This window comes from Streptomyces sp. UW30 (genome assembly GCF_008042075.1).
Taxonomy (GTDB): Bacteria; Actinomycetota; Actinomycetes; order Streptomycetales; family Streptomycetaceae; genus Streptomyces.
This window is the reverse complement of record NZ_RDBN01000053.1, coordinates 1093000-1107881: the sequence shown is the minus strand read 5'-3', so window position 1 is coordinate 1107881 and position 14882 is coordinate 1093000. Positions and strand designations below refer to the sequence as shown.

Genomic DNA, 14882 nt, shown 5'->3' with positions numbered 1-14882 from the left:
ACCTCGGATGGCGCAGGCGCGGCCGTCGATGCAGGAGCTGATCCGGCAGCGCAGGCGGGCCGGGTTCGTGGGGCGGGGAGCTGAACGGGCGGCGTTCCGGGGGAACTTCGACGTTCCGCCGGAGGACGAGCGGCATCGGTTCCTGTTTCATGTGCACGGGAACGCAGGGGTTGGAAAGACCTTCSTGGTAAGGGAATTGGAGCAATTGGCCCGGGAGAAGGGCGCGCTGACCGCATACGTCGACGAGACCGTCGGCAGCGTGCCGGAAGCGATGGCGGCGATCAGTCGCCAATTCGCCGCTCAGGGCCACAAGTTCAAGGAACTTGAACGGTTGCTCGCCGCTCATCGGGAACGACGGCATGAGGCGGAGGCCGCTGTCGCCGCGCTGGAGCCGGCGCCGCAGGCACCTTCGGCCGGCAGTACGGCGGTGATGCGGGCCGGGCTGGTGGGGCTGGGCATGGTGCCGGGGGTCGGTGCCTTCGCCGGGGCACTGGACGCGGCCCAACTCGCACAAGGCGCCGACCGTGTGCGGGCGGGGCTCAGTTCCCGCTTCCGTAGTCAGGACGACGTGCAACTGGTGCTGTCGCCGGAGCGCGTGCTCACACCGGTGCTGCTCACCGAGCTGTCCGAGGTGGCATCGGCGGCTCCGTGGATTGTCCTGTTCTTCGACACGTACGAGCGGACGGGGGCGTTCCTCGACGGGTGGCTGCACGAGCTGATGACGACTGACCGGCACGGCGCGCTGCCCGCCACGGTCATTGTGGTCACCGCCGGCCAGCACCCTTTCGACACCACCCGCTGGGGCGGCTTCGCGGACTTCGTGGCGGACATACCGCTCGGGCCCTTCACGGAGGCGGAAGCGCGAGGCCTGCTCGCGGACAAAGGCGTGCGCGACGAGCCGGTCGTCGCGGAGGTGCTGCGGCTCACCGGAGGCCTCCCGGTACTCGTCTCCACCCTCGCGCAGACGCGCCCCGCCGAACCTCAGGACGTGGACGATCCGAGCGGAACGGCCGTGGAGCGGTTCCTGAAGTGGGAGCAGGATCCGGTGCGCAGAGCGGCCGCACTGGCCTGTGCTCTGCCGCGCACACTGGACGCGGATGTGTTCCGTGCGGTGATCGACTGCCCGGAAGAGCAGTTCGACGAGCTGTACGCGTGGCTGGAAGGGATGCCGTTCGTCAGCGAGCGGGGGAACCGGATGCGGTACCACGACCTCGTCCGCGCGCCGATGCTGAGGTTGCAGCGCAGGCAGTCGCCCAGGAGGTGGACGGAGCACCACAGACGGATCGCGGAGGCGTTCACGAGGTGGCGGGAGCAGGCCGAAGCCGATTTGGATCCAGGGGAGTTCTGGAAAGAGGAGGACTGGCGGGAGCTTCGGCTCGCAGAGATGTATCACTCCCTGTGCGCTGGGCCCCGTGCCGCGATGCCCATGGCCCTGACCGACGTCGCCACCGCCTGTGACTACGGGGACGACGTCCTGCGGAGGTGGGTGCGACTCATCGTCGAGGCCGGCGAGGACGCCGACGCGGAAGCGGTACGGATGTGGGGAGACGGGCTGGCGGAGGCACACACGGAGGGTGGAGCGGCCGAAGCCCTCCAGCTCCTGCTGCGCCGAGCCCGCGGTGACGAGGAGTGGCTGGCGAGGGCACGGGCGACGCGGGGCGATGTGCTGGCGCGGGGTGGCGACCACCAGATGGCCCTGGAGGAGTACGACCGGGCCCTCGCTCTCGATCCGGACCTGGTGCGGGCCTACCGAGGCAAGGTCCTGACCCGCAGCGCGCTCGCCGACTACCGAGGTGCCCTCGACGACCTCCGCAGGGTTCTCGAACTGGAGCCGGACAACCCGTACAACGTGTTCCTGCGCGGTGAGCACCAGCGGATCCTGGGCCGCTACGACGAGGCGATCCGGGACCTGGGCAGGGGCATCCGGCTCGACCCGAACCAGGAATTCGCGTGGGCCTCCAGGGGCGCTGCCCGCCTCGGTCGCGGTGAACTCGACGAAGCCCTCGCGGATCTGAACCGCGCCCTCGAACTCAAGCCGGACTACGCCTGGGCACTCGCTCGCCGAGCCCGCCTGTGGCGCGCTCGTCGGGACCATGCGCGACAACTGACCGACCTCGACCGTGCCCTTGCCCTGCAACCCGACTGGGCCTGGGGACGCTGTGAGCGCGGCGACGCACTCCGCGTGGCTGGACGTGACGAGGAGGCCCTCGTCGACTACGACCGGGCCCTGGCTCTGGACCCCGAGTACGCGTCGGCGTTCGCGAGCCGCGGTGCCTCCCTGTCCAAGCTCGGCCGCTACGAGGAGGCACTGACCGACCTCGACCGCGCTGTGGAGCTCAACCCCTCATACGTCTGGGCCCTGGAACGCCGGGCGGCCGTTCACCGCCGGCGCGGAGCGGACGACATGGCGGAGGCGGACGAGACCCTCGCGGCCCGCCTGGCCGAACCCATGCCTACCAACACGATCAACGGCGCCGCGCTGTTGACCGGACGAACACCACCCACGAGCCGTCCGTGAACGACCTGTCCCGCGCCCTCGACCTGGTCCCTGACGATCCCCGCAGCCTCGCCCTGCGCGGCGAGTACCTCCGCGTCCTGGAGCCAGGTCCTGCAGGGGAGGCCGACGTACACCTGGGCGCTCATGCAGCGGGCTGCTGTGCACCTGCACCTTGGCGCCCACGACAAGGCTGCGGCCGACGAGGCATACGCGGCCCGCCTGGCCGGCCCCGGCGAAGAGCCCTAGCGGCCGGTCCCGTTCTCGGCTCGGTCCAGGAGTTCGTCGCGCCGTGCGCCCAGGGCGCTCAGCGACTCCCTGGCGATGTCCGCAAGGGCGACCGGGCACAACAGGTGCTCCAGCGGAGCCTTTTGCCCGCGGTTTCGTTCATAGAGAGCCCGCCCTCCAGGACTGCTCAGCCTGATACCGAGCGCGGCGGCGTTCGGGCCGCTGCGAGGCAGGGCCGGGTGCCCGTCGTGTACGCACGTAGCGTCGGCATAGTGGGGCAGCGTCATCTCCAAGGCCGCGATCAGCGCGTCGACTGTGCCGGGGTTCCGTACGAAGTCGGAGACGGCGTACCAGGCGACCGCCATGACGACCAGCAGGCGTCCAGGGCGATCGTCAGGGGCGGCGGACCGCAGTTCCCCCGCCTGACAGGAGATCTCCTCGTTGATGTCGGTACCCGGCTGCGGATAGCCGTGCAACAGGGCGGACAGCGTCTCGATGGTGTCCTGGGCTCCCACCGGCAGACGGGGTGGGACATCCACGGCCGAGCCGGGTTCGATGATGTCCAGGGCGATCCGCGCGAGCCCGGCGACATTGCGCGGGCAGAGCCACTGCTCACGTGGATGGTCCTCATCCCATGCGGCGTGCCGGTCGTGGAGGCCGCACAGCTGCCGGGAGAGGTCCTCGTCGAACTCGGGTTCATGCTCTCGGTAGGGATGTGTCTCGTGCTCGCACGGCCGGTCACGCAATGCGCAGTCGGCCGCCGCCAGTGCCGCCCTGGCCTCCGGCACCACGCTGTCGCCCGGCGCCCAGGCCGCGTAAGGGGCCATCATCAGGAGACCGATCGTCCACACGTAGGCCGACTCTCCGCCGGGGTCGGCGGCGAGCCGCGCGGCGCAGTCGAGGATCCTCCGGTCGTACGCGTCGTTGAGCGCGTCGTAGTACTCCTCGCGGACCTCGTCCCAGGCGCGGGCGAGTTCATCGAGCGGCAGGTCGTCGGTGATCACCGAGTGAGCCTAGATGATCGATTCCAAGGGATGGCTGGCTGCAGCAGGCTTCCTCGCACCAGTGGAGCAAGGACTTCGGGTGCCACTCGGCAGCAAGTGATCTGGCACCAACCGGCCTGCTCCAACTAGGTTCTCCAACCGAGCCCCCCGCACCGGAGGTCACCGTGAGCGCCCGGACCGACGGCCCGTACGGACCGCTGATCCCCATGCCCGAGCTGACCCCGGACACCTTGCGGGCTGCGGTCGCGCGCATCGCGCCGAGCCGGATCCCGGCCCTCACGCAACACCTCTTCGAGGCCACGACGAACGCCCAGCAGACACAGAGCCTCGCCCCGCTGCGAGCCTTCGTGCACTCCTGGGCCGTGTCCGTTGCGATCGAACGGCATCCGGAACGCGCCGCACGGCTGCGTGAGCTGGAGCGCGTCGTGGACGCGGGGGAGCAGGACCCGACGGAGGCCATCGCCGAGATCCGCGCGATCAGGGAGACCGCTGAGGCAGAGGCGGGGCTGTGACGGACTGGGCATGGGACTACAACCGAGTGCCGACTAGGTCACCGCAGGGCTGCCGCCCGGAGTGGTGGCGGAGGTGGAACGGCTCGCCACTGAGCTCGCGGCGCTTGGGCATGACTCGGTGAACGTAGGCAGACCGGTCGACCGGGAGGGTGGGCTGCGCGAGTTCGACATCCTTGGCGGACGCGGCTTCATCAGCTTTCTGGCCGTACCCCGTCATGCGTGTGTCTACGTCTGCAATGTCACTTGGTACGGGTGATAACTGACCACTCTGGTCCACTTCGGTCACATTTCGCATACCGATCCGCCCCCTGAACCGACCGTCCCTGGTCGATTACAGTGGCGAACTGTCGTACGGACGGACGCTGACAGGGGAGGTCTTGGTGAGTGCGACAGCAGGCGCTGTCTGGGGCCGAACCGAGCAGCAGGACTTCCGTAGCCGGGTCCGCGGCACGCTGCTCGGCGTGGCCGTCGGGGATGCCCTCGGGGCGCCCGTCGACGGGCTCGGGCTGGAGGAGATCCAGGAGCAGCACGGCGCCGAGGGGCTCGTCGACCTGGGGTTCGGGTACGGGCGGCGCGGTGCCGTGAGTCATCTCACGCAGCTCACCCTCTTCTCCGTGGACGGGTTGATAAGAGCCCAGGTCAGACGGGACACCGGTGCCTGGCATCCGCCGACCGACGTGCACCGGGCGTATCTGCGCTGGGCCGCCACCCAGCGCGACTGGGGGCCCGACGAGCGCCGTAAGGATGATGGCTGGCTCGCCCGCGAGGAGTGGCTCTACGCCCGCCGCGACCCGACCCGCGCCCTCCTGATCGGCCTCGGCGACGAGAGCATGGGCACGCTGGAGGCCCCCAAGAACACCACCGAGCTCGGTCCCGAGGCCGTCGCACGTTCCGCGCCCTTCGGACTCCTCGTCGGCTGGGAGCCGCAGCTCGTCGTCCAGCTCGCCGTGGAGTGCGCCGCGCAAACCCACGGCCACCCGATCGCCTATCTGTCGGCGGGCGCGTACGCCGTCATCGTGCACGGCCTGGCCTGCGGGGAGAGCCTCGACGGGGCCGTACAGCGGGCGCTGGCGCTGCTCGCCCTGCGGCCCGGGCACGAGCCCGTGTCGGACGCCCTGCAGCATGCGCTCGGTGCCGTACGGCAGGGCATGCCCACCCCCGCGCGGGTGGAGGAACTCGCGGCCGACGGCTCGGCCGACGGGCTGCTCGCGGCGGCCGTGTACTGCGCCCTGGTCGGCGAGGACGTCCGGCACGGACTGCGCCTCGCCGTGAACCACGACGGCCCCTCCGCCGCCGCGGCCGCCCTCACCGGCGGCCTGCTGGGCGCCCTGCACGGCGAGACGGCCCTGCCCCCGGCCTGGCTGGCCGAACTGGAGGGCCGCCCCACGATCCTCGAACTCGCCGACGACTTCGCCATGGAGATGACCCAGGGCCCGGCACTGCACGGACCGGCCGGATCCTCGCCGGGGTGGCTGGCCAGGTATCCGCGGGCCTAGCTTCCGGCCAGGCGCGGACGGCGCAAAACGCGGCGCCGCGCGCGGGACGTCCTGCTGTCCCGCGCGCGGCGTGTTCGCAGACTCGGCCCCTGGGGCTCAGTCCTTCGCTCGCGTCCCCACCGCGTCCTCCACCTCACCCGCCGGCGCCGGCACCGCGGCCGCCGCGGCTCCGTCGTCGTCGGTGTTGATGCGCTCGACGACCGCGAGCCGCTCCGGGGTGTCCTCGGGCTTGATGAAGCCGATGAGGATGTACAGGACCAGCGAGACCGCCAGCGGGATGGAGACCTGGTACTGCAGCGGTACGCCGCCCTCGACCTGCCAGCTGATCGGGTAGTTGACCAGCCAGAAGGCGAGCAGGCCCATCGACCAGCTGGTGAGCGCTGCCGTCGGGCCGGAGCGGCGGAACTGGCGCAGCAGGCCCAGCATCATGGGGATGGCGATCGGGCCCATGAGGCCGGCGACCCACTTGATCACGACGGTGATGATGTCCTTGAAGGTGGGGGAGTTGACCTGGGTCGCCACGGCCATCGACAGGCCGAGGAAGACGACCGTGGTCACCCGTGCCGCGACCAGGCCGGACCGCTCGCTCCATGCCCGTGCCTGCTTCGACAGCACCGGCGCCACGTCCCGGGTGAMCACGGCCGCGATCGCGTTGGCGTCGGAGGAGCACATGGCCATCGTGTGCGAGAAGAAGCCGACGATGACGAGGCCCAACAGGCCGTGCGGCAGCAGCTGTTCGGTCATCAGGCCGTACGAGTCGGAGCCGTCCGGCTTCTGCGACTCGACCAGCAGCGGCGACATCCACATCGGGAAGAACAGCACCACCGGCCAGACCAGCCACAGGATCGCCGAGAGGCGTGCCGAGCGCTCGGCCTCGCGCGGGGTGGCCGTGGCCATGTAGCGCTGGGCCTGGTTGAGCATGCCGCCGTTGTACTCGAAGAGCTTGATGAAGAGGAACGCGAGCAGGAAGACCGTGCCGTACGGCCCGACCAGCGGCTCACCGTGGCCCTGGAGCTCCGGCCGGTCCCAGGCGTCGAGGAAGCCGATGCCCTTGTCGTTCAGTTCCATGATCACCGCGATGAACATCGCGACACCGGCCAGCAACTGGATGATGAACTGGCCGAGTTCGGTGAGCGCGTCGGCCCACAGGCCGCCGATCGTGCAGTAGATGGCGGTGATGCAACCGGTGATGAGGATGCCCTGGTTCAGCGACACACCCGTGAACACCGACAACAGGGTGGCGATCGCGGCCCACTTCGCGCCCACGTCCACGATCTTCAGCAGCATGCCGGACCAGGCCAGCGCCTGCTGGGTCTTCAGGTCGTAGCGGTTCTTCAGGTACTCCAGCGGTGAGGCCACATGGAGCCGCGAGCGCAGCCGGTTGATGCGCGGCGCGAACAGCTTCGAGCCGATGGCGATGCCCAGCGCGATGGGGAAGGACCAGGTGACGAAGGACGTGACGCCGTAGGTGTAGGCGATGCCCGCGTACCCGGTGAACATCACCGCGCTGTATCCGGACATGTGATGCGAGATGCCGGACAGCCACCACGGCATCTTGCCGCCCGCGGTGAAGAAGTCGCTGACGTTGTCCACCCGCTTGTGCGACCAGACTCCGATCGCCACCATCACGCCGAAGTAGCCGATGAGCACGGCCCAGTCGAGACTGTTCATGAGACCCCTTCCCCGGGTTCCGTCCTGTGAACGGCTTGCCCATGGTGGGTAGGGTGCCGCGGGCACGACAAGCTCACGTCAGGTCAACAGAAGGTAAAATTGTTCTGAGTGATGACCTGCGTTCACACACATGAACATCCCAAAGCATGCCTCAGCGCATCAACTCCCCCGCATTCACCAACAGTGACTGCCCCGTGATCGCCCGCGCCAGATCCGACGCGAGGAACACCGCGGCGTTCGCGACATCCCCGTCCGTGGCCAGTTCCGGAAGCGCCATCCGCTCCGTCAGCCGCTTCAGTACGTCCTCCTCCGCTGCGCCCTCCGTATGCGCCGTGAACTGGACGAACGCCTGCACCGGCGGCCCCCACATCCAGCCCGGCAGCACGGTGTTGACCCGGATCCGATGCGGCCCGAGCTCCCGGGCCAGGGAGTACATGGCGCTGGTGAGGGCGCCCTTGGACGCGGCGTAGGCGGCCTGCCGCACCTGGGAGGGGGCCGCCACGGAGGACTGGGTGCCGATGAACACCACCGAGCCCCCGCCTTCCTTCAGCGCCGGCAGACAGGCCCGCGTCATCCGCAGCGACCCCAGCAGGTTGACGTCGATCACCGACAGCCAGGTGGCGAAGTCGGCGTCCTGAAGGCCGCCGAAGTGGGAGTCCCAGGCGGCCACATGGACCACCCCGTCGATCCCCCCGAACCGCTCGCGCGCCAGCGCGGCGAGCTCCTCGCACTGTCCCTCGTCGGTGATGTCGGTCGGCCGGTACGCCGTGTGCGCCCCGTCGGGATCGATCTCGGCCGCGCTCTTCGCCAGGTTCGCCTCCGTGCGCGCCCCGAGCACGGCGTTCCCGCCGTCCCGTACGACCGCCGCGGCGACCTGGTGACCGAGCCCCGCGCCGACTCCCGAGACGACGACGGTCTTGCCGGTGAGCAGTGACATCCGGTCCTCCCTGACTGTGTCCTGACCCTGGCGATTTATCTGACGGGGCGTCAGAGTATGGGCGTCCGAGGGAGGAAGGAAGGGAAGGGGTTCGTATGAGCGAGGACACCCGCAGCGAGACGTACGCCGAACTGGCCGCCGTCGGCCCGTACGGAGTCCACCCGGGCCACGCCCTGATCACCATGGTCGAACCGCACCCGGGCCACGAGTACGCCTACAACCGCTGGTACGAGGACGATCACTACTACGCCGGCGCGATGGCGATGCCCTGGATGTACGCGGGCCGCCGCTGGGTGGCGACCAGGGACCTGCAACTCCTGCGCTACCCGGAGAAGTCGGCCGTCGCCCAGCCGGTCACCGCCGGCTGCTACATCTCCACGTACTGGATCACCGCCGGCCGCTACGCCGACCACATGCGCTGGACGGTGTCCATCAACAAGCGCCTGAACCGCGACGCCCGCGTCTACCAGGACCGCACCCACGTCTTCACGGCCTTCCAGGACCTCGAGACGACCGTGTACCGCGACGGCGCGGCCGGCCCCCGCGACTTCCACGCCCTGGACCACCCCTACGCGGGCCTGGTGGTGCAGGTCATCGACGCCGAGTCACCGGAGCGGCGCACCGAACTGCTGGAGTGGCTGCGAGCCCGTCACCTCCCCAAGCGCCTGACGGGTTCCCCGGCCGCCATGGTGACGATCTTCCGGCCCACGCCGCTTCCCCTCGACCGGATGTCGTACGTCAAGCAGGTCGAGGGGGTGGACACGCGGCTGACCCTGCTGTGGTTCCTGGAGGCGGATCCGAGGGAGTGCTGGGAGGACCGCTTCACGGGCCTGGACGCGATGGTGGAGGAAGCAGGGCTGGGGCGGGTGGAACTCGTCGCGCCCTTCATCCCCACGGTGCCCGGCACGGACCGGTATGTGGCCGACCTGCGCTGATCAACGCAGGCCGGTCAGCGCAGCTCCTCCGGACACGCCGTCCCGCGCGAGAACGTGTACGGCGCCGCGAGCCGGTACTCGCCCGCCCGCGGAGCGATCAGCGTCGTCCACTTGTCGCCCATCGCGTCCTCCTCCGTCTCCATCAGACAGCCGTTGACGTTGTCGTACGACTTCGGCCCGCCGTCGGGACGGTTCTTGGACGCCTCTGTCTCCTGCGGCGGGTCGAGCTTCTTGCCGTCCGCGTCGACGAGGCTCAGCCAGGGCGAATAGGGGATCCGGATGAGAACATGGCCCGGCTTGCTGACCCGCATCGTCATCTCGCCCTGCTCGGCACGCTCGACGACGGCGTTCGGCTCGGCGAGCGGCGCCGGGTCGGTCACCTGGAACAGCTGCCAGTTCGCGTCGCCCCACACCTGCGTCAGATACGGCATGCCGCGCTGCACCAGCTCCCGCTCGCGCTCCGCCGCCGAGGGGTCCGGCTCGTCCTTGGGCAGCACCACGAAGTGCACGGCCCAGCGCTTGAGCCACTCGCGGTAGTTCGCGGAGTTGAGGGTGTCGTCGTAGAAGAGGGGGTTGCGCTCCATGTCGGCCTGGCGGTTCCAGCCGCGGGCCAGGTTCACGTACGGCGCGAGCGCGGAGGCCTCGCGGTGGGAGCGGGCCGGCACGACCTCCACCCGGCCCTTCTCGGCGCCGACCTCCTGGAGCTCGTTGACCAGCGGCGCCAGCTCGCGTGCCCAGGACGCGGCCGGGGCGGCGTGGATGATGTCGTCGACGGTCTTGTATCCGATCCAGCCGGCGAAGGTGATCAGCGCCAGCACGCCCGCGTACCACTTGCGCGAGCGCGGCACCGTGTAGGGCAGCGCGGCCACCAGGGCCGTCCCGGCGAACAGCATCGCCAGCCGCGTGATGTTGGAGCCGATCTGCGAGCTGACCACCCAGACCAGGACGACCGAGAGTCCGTAGACGGCGGACACCAGCCGGACCGTCTTCCACTCCGCGGGCACGATCGCGAAGGTCACGACGGCACACAGCAGCGGCAGGAGCACCGAGCCGATCACCATCGGCTGGGTGCCGGAGAAGGGGAACAGCCAGGCCGAAACGGCCACGACCGCGGTCGGCGCGATCCCCAGCGCCCAGGCGCCCGGCCGCCGCTTCTGCAGGAACAGCGCCACCGCCACGAAGCCCACGAACAGCCCGGCGACCGGCGACGACATGGTGGCGAGCGCGGCCAGCGGGGCCGCGCACAGCGCCTTCGCCCAGCGTTTGTAGCGCCAGCGGTACGGCCAGCAGAAGACGACGGCGAGAGCGCCCAGCGCGAACATCGTGCCCAGGGCGAAGGTCACCCGCCCGGAGATCGCGTTGGCGATCAGCCCGAAGACCCCGGCGAGCGCGGCCCACAGCGGGTTCTTCACCGACCGGCTGCGGATGAGCACCAGCGTCAGCAGGCCCGCGGAGATGGTCCCCGCGATCATCATCGTCGTACGGACACCGAGGACCGACATCAGATACGGCGAGACCACGCTGTACGACACCGGGTGCATACCGCCGTACCAGGCCAGGTTGTAGGCCGAGTCCGGGTGCCGGCCGACGAACTCGGCCCAGGCGTCCTGAGCCGCGAGATCGCCGCCACTGTTCGCGAACGTGAAGAACCAGATGATGTGGAGCAGCCCGGCCAGGGTCGTGATCGACAGCACCGGGTGACGCAGCAGACGCTCACGCAGGGTGCCGACGGCGGCGGTCAGACGAGACGGCGGTCTGTCCTGCGCCGGGCTCCGGCTCTCTCCCGAGCGTGGCGCGGGTACGCGTATTCGCGGACCGGCTCCCCGTCCCGGATCGGCGTCGTCGGCGCGTGTCGGCTCCGCTGTGGCCACGTCTGAGGCACTCCCCGTGCTGTCCCGTCTTCTGTTCTGGCCGCGTCCCGTTTCCCGCGCGTTGTCGGCTCAGACCCTGAAGGTTCTCCGGCCGCGCCTTGTGAGCGACGACCTGCCCGTTTCGTGACGCTAGCACGCAGCCCGCCGACGAGCGCCGTCGGCGGGCTGCGCGGGGGTACCTTCCGATGCCCCGGGGTCAGCCGATACGGGTCAGCTTGTCCGCGAAGCCCGGCTCGGTCAGCTCGGTCTGGAGGGCGACCGGGATCTTGACCGCGCCGTTGCTGCCGTCGCCCACGGTGAGCGTGCCCACCTTGGTGCCGGCCTTCGCGGTGTGCGGCACCTCGTCGGGGGCGAAGGTCAGCTTCACCTTCAGGCCCGACCAGCCGACCGCCGTGACGTCCTTGGTGGCGACGACCGCGGTGCGGTTGCCGAGGCCGTCGTCGACGTATCCGACGACGTCGCCCTTCTTCAGGATCGTCGCCGACTCCAGCGCTCCCTGGGCGGCGCGGATGAGCTGGTCACCGCCGTCCAGCGCGGCGCTGAGGATGGTGTTCTCCGGGCCGCCGGCGGGCTGGCGGACGATGGCGCCGACGATGCGCCGGGTCTCGCCGCCGACCTCTTCCTTCGCCGCGAAGACGAGGTTGCCGAGGGCGGAGGTGGTGGTGCCGGTCTTGATGCCGACGACGTTGTTCTTGCCGACCAGGGCGTTCCAGTTGGAGTGGTTGACGCCCTTGTAGTCGTCGTACGACATCATCGCGGCGACCTCGCGGAAGGCGGGCTCCTCCATCGCGGCCTTGGCCAGCTTCACCTGGTCCACGGCCGTGCTGACGGTGGTGTCGTTCAGGCCGGAGGGGTCGGTGTACGTCGTGTTCGTCATGCCGAGCTTCTCGGCGGCGGCGTTCATCTTCGCCACGAAGGCCTTCTCGGAGCCGGCGTCCCAACGGGCCAGCAGGCGGGCCACGTTGTTCGCGGATGCGATCAGGATGCTCTCCAGGGCCTCGCGCTGGGAGATCTCGTCGCCCTTGGTGACGTTGACGGTGGATTCCTGGCCCGCGTTCGACTGGTCCTCGGCGGCCTGGTCGATCTTGATGTTCGGGCCCTCCTCGCCGCTGCCCAGCTTGCGGTCCTTGAGGATGACGTACGCCGTCATGACCTTGGCGACGCTGGCGATCGGGACGGGCTTCTGGTCGCCGGAGGAGCCGAAGGTGCCGATGCCGTCGACGTCCAGGGCGGCCTGGCCGTCGGCGGGCCACGGGATGTCGATCTTGCCGCCGTCGAAGGTGTAGGAGTCCTTGGCGGTGAGGTCGAGGGTGGGGGCCGGGAGGGGGCGCACGGACTGGACGGGCCCGTTGGGACGCCGGCTCCGAGAAGGCCTTCGTGGCGAAGATGAACGCCGCCGCCGAGAAGCTCGGCATGACGAACACGACGTACACCGACCCCTCCGGCCTGAACGACACCACCGTCAGCACGGCCGTGGACCAGGTGAAGCTGGCCAAGGCCGCGATGGAGGAGCCCGCCTTCAGCATGGTGGTGGGCTGGTCTACGTGCGGCTTCGTGGGGCGTACGGCCTTGAAGATGGCGGTCGGCTGATCGACGGCCTCGGCTTCGCCCTCGGCCTCGGTGTTCCTACCCGCACCACCCGTGCGGCTCTCGTCGCCGGCTGCGGGTGGCCCCTGAGGGCCGTCCTCGCCGTCGGCGGGTGCGGCTGCGTCGGCTTCGCCGGAGGCGCCGGGCTTGGCGTCCGTGACTTCGTTCGTGTCGGCGGGCTTGGCGTCCGTGACTTCGTTCGTGTCGGCGGGCTTGGCGTCCGTGACCTCGGCCGTGTCCGCGGGCCTGGCGTCCGTGACCTCGGCCGTGTCCGCGGGCTTCGCGTCCCTGACTTCGGCCGTGTCCGCGGGCTTGGCGTCCGTGACCTCGGCCGTGTCCGCGGGCTTCGTGTCCGCGACTTCGTCGGTGTCCCTCGTGGATTCACCGTCGGCGGTGTCGGCGGCCTGGGCGGCGTCGGCCGCGGGCTTGGCGACCTCTGCCGCGTCGGCCGGCTCACCGGCTTCCGTCGCGTCGGCTGCCGTGGCCCCGGCGGAGTCCTCCGAGGCGGCGTCAGCGGCCTCGTCGGCGCCGGCGGTGGCCTCGGGTGTCCCAGGGGCCTCAGGGGCCGCAGAGGGCTCATCCGTGGCGCCCTCGGCGGGCTCGGCGTCGTCCTTGGCGTCGTTCTTGGTGTCCTCGCCGTCCGTGGAAGCCACCCAGGCCGCCACGGCCGCCTTCAGTCGATCGTCGTTCGACGCGGACTCGGCGTTACCCGAGGCCTCGCCCTTGTCCGCATCCTGAGTGTCCCCGGCGTCCCCGGACTCCGCCGGTGCGCCCTCCGCGTCCTCGGACTCGGCTGCCGCCAGCTCGGCCCGTACGGACTCCAGCTCGCGGCGGGACAGGACTCGGGTTGCCGTGTCCACCGCGCCTCGGGATGTCGTGGTCTCCCGGGCCACCGCGAGGCGCGGGTCGCGCTTCTCGGCGCCGCCCTCGGGTTCGGGCCTGGATTCGGGAACCGGAATCGCGCTCCCCGACGTCGATTCTGCCGACGACTCGCGCTGCTTGGACCTGTCGGGGGACTCGCCCGCCACCGATGCCTCCTCCATGTGCCGCCGCCCGGACACAGTGTCCGCACGACCCCGTGCCGCTGTCCGAACCATGTACCAGTGTCCTGTGCGCGGCGCTCAACTGACGCGGTAGACGAGAACGACATACCTACCGGTTCCCTCACGAACCGGTCACGCACCCTCGACAGATGAATGTGAGAGGGGTCACCCTGTCTTTCATCCACGCGGGGAGGCATGGATGGGCAGGAGCCGCAGAACACTTCCGGAGGAGCTTCTGCTGCTGGCGTTGGACCCGGCCACGGGTACCACCGCACAGCCGCAGTCGCTCGACCTCGGTCTGGCCGGAGCACAGCTAGTGGAGCTGGCGCTGGCCGGACGGATAGCCCCAGACGGGGATCGTATCGCCGTGGTGGCACCACGGCCGACTGGAGATCCAACACTGGACTGCGCGTTGGAGTTGCTGCGAAGGCGTGGCGCTCCCGTGCGTGCCGTCCACTGGATTGGCGGGCCCCGGCTGGGGCTGCGCCAGACCTATCTCTCGCATCTGGAGAGGTGCGGCATGGTGCATGCCGTGGCCGGCCAGATGTGCGGGGTGTTGCCGACGACTCGCTACCAAGCGACGGACAACGAGATCAGCCGGGAGATCAGGGCCCGTCTGGACTCGGCGATCCGCACCGGCGTACCGCCGGACCCGCGGACCGCGGCGCTCGCCGCACTGGCACACGCGGTAGGCCTCGGCAAGCACCTGTACCCGGGGAACGAGGGGCGATCCTCTCGGTCCCGGCTCAGGGATCTGATCAGGCACGACCCCATGGGCGGTCTCGTCGCGCACGCCGTGATGGACGTCCAGAACGGCGCGGCGGCGCAGCCGCGTCGCAGCCCGGCACCGGCCGGCCGGCAGGCCGCACCCGGAGGCAGGGCCGCGGCGGAACCCGCCCGTGGCGTTCCGGTGCAGCCGCGCCGCGGATCCATGGCACGAGTCGTGGCCCACTGAGCCGCAGTCCCACGACCCGCGTCACCGGATCCGGCGCACGCACCGTCTGATCCACGCACGACAGGCACGACCCGCACTTCACGCACGTCCCGTGCAGCGCCGCACCGCCGTCCCCAAGACCGGTTCGGGAGCCGCTGGTCCGCGCGGGG

At 70.2% G+C, this 14882-nt stretch carries 10 protein-coding genes and 1 pseudogene; 6 read left to right on the top strand and 5 right to left on the bottom strand.

Going from position 1 to position 14882, the window contains the following annotated elements:
• Positions 1-7: 7 nt before the first annotated feature.
• The gene (locus EAO75_RS39325) at positions 8-2518 is read left to right on the top strand and encodes a tetratricopeptide repeat protein (protein ID WP_147999848.1); all 2511 of its coding nucleotides are present in this window, start codon (positions 8-10) and stop codon (positions 2516-2518) included.
• Positions 2519-2739: 221 nt separating this feature from the next.
• Here EAO75_RS39325 and EAO75_RS39320 read toward each other — a convergent pair whose 3' ends face one another.
• The gene (locus EAO75_RS39320; RefSeq protein WP_147999847.1) at positions 2740-3726 is read right to left on the bottom strand and encodes a hypothetical protein; all 987 of its coding nucleotides are present in this window, start codon (positions 3724-3726) and stop codon (positions 2740-2742) included.
• Between the two features lie 164 nt (positions 3727-3890).
• On the opposite strand from EAO75_RS39320, the gene EAO75_RS39315 reads away from it, so the two are divergent.
• Positions 3891-4238, top strand: coding sequence for a DUF6247 family protein (locus EAO75_RS39315; RefSeq protein WP_147999846.1), 348 nt, complete (start codon positions 3891-3893; stop codon positions 4236-4238).
• A gap of 380 nt (positions 4239-4618) precedes the next feature.
• A complete protein-coding gene (locus EAO75_RS39305; RefSeq protein WP_147999845.1) occupies positions 4619-5734 on the top strand; it encodes an ADP-ribosylglycohydrolase family protein in 1116 nt (371 codons plus the stop codon).
• Positions 5735-5830: 96 nt separating this feature from the next.
• On the opposite strand, the gene EAO75_RS39300 is transcribed toward EAO75_RS39305, so the two are convergent.
• Positions 5831-7405, bottom strand: a complete 1575-nt coding sequence (locus EAO75_RS39300) for a sodium:solute symporter family protein (protein ID WP_147999844.1) — start codon at positions 7403-7405, stop codon at positions 5831-5833.
• A 151-nt stretch (positions 7406-7556) separates the two neighbouring features.
• Positions 7557-8342, bottom strand: coding sequence for an SDR family oxidoreductase (locus EAO75_RS39295; protein ID WP_147999843.1), 786 nt, complete (start codon positions 8340-8342; stop codon positions 7557-7559).
• Between the two features lie 95 nt (positions 8343-8437).
• On the opposite strand from EAO75_RS39295, the gene EAO75_RS39290 reads away from it, so the two are divergent.
• On the top strand, positions 8438-9277 hold the full coding sequence (locus EAO75_RS39290) for a hypothetical protein (RefSeq protein ID WP_147999842.1): 840 nt from the start codon (positions 8438-8440) through the stop codon (positions 9275-9277).
• Between the two features lie 14 nt (positions 9278-9291).
• On the opposite strand, the gene EAO75_RS39285 is transcribed toward EAO75_RS39290, so the two are convergent.
• Entirely contained in the window at positions 9292-11148 is a 1857-nt protein-coding gene (locus tag EAO75_RS39285; protein WP_147999841.1) for an MFS transporter, read from the bottom strand.
• A 196-nt stretch (positions 11149-11344) separates the two neighbouring features.
• Complete coding sequence (locus EAO75_RS39280) at positions 11345-12481, bottom strand: serine hydrolase (RefSeq protein ID WP_410092699.1); 1137 nt, start codon at positions 12479-12481, stop codon at positions 11345-11347.
• A gap of 11 nt (positions 12482-12492) precedes the next feature.
• On the opposite strand from EAO75_RS39280, the pseudogene EAO75_RS39275 reads away from it, so the two are divergent.
• Positions 12493-12678 (top strand): annotated as a pseudogene (locus EAO75_RS39275) (D-alanyl-D-alanine carboxypeptidase); the annotation flags it as partial.
• A gap of 1299 nt (positions 12679-13977) precedes the next feature.
• Positions 13978-14733 (top strand): GOLPH3/VPS74 family protein, encoded by a 756-nt coding sequence (locus tag EAO75_RS39270; protein ID WP_147999840.1) that lies wholly within the window; start codon positions 13978-13980, stop codon positions 14731-14733.
• Positions 14734-14882 lie beyond the last annotated feature (149 nt).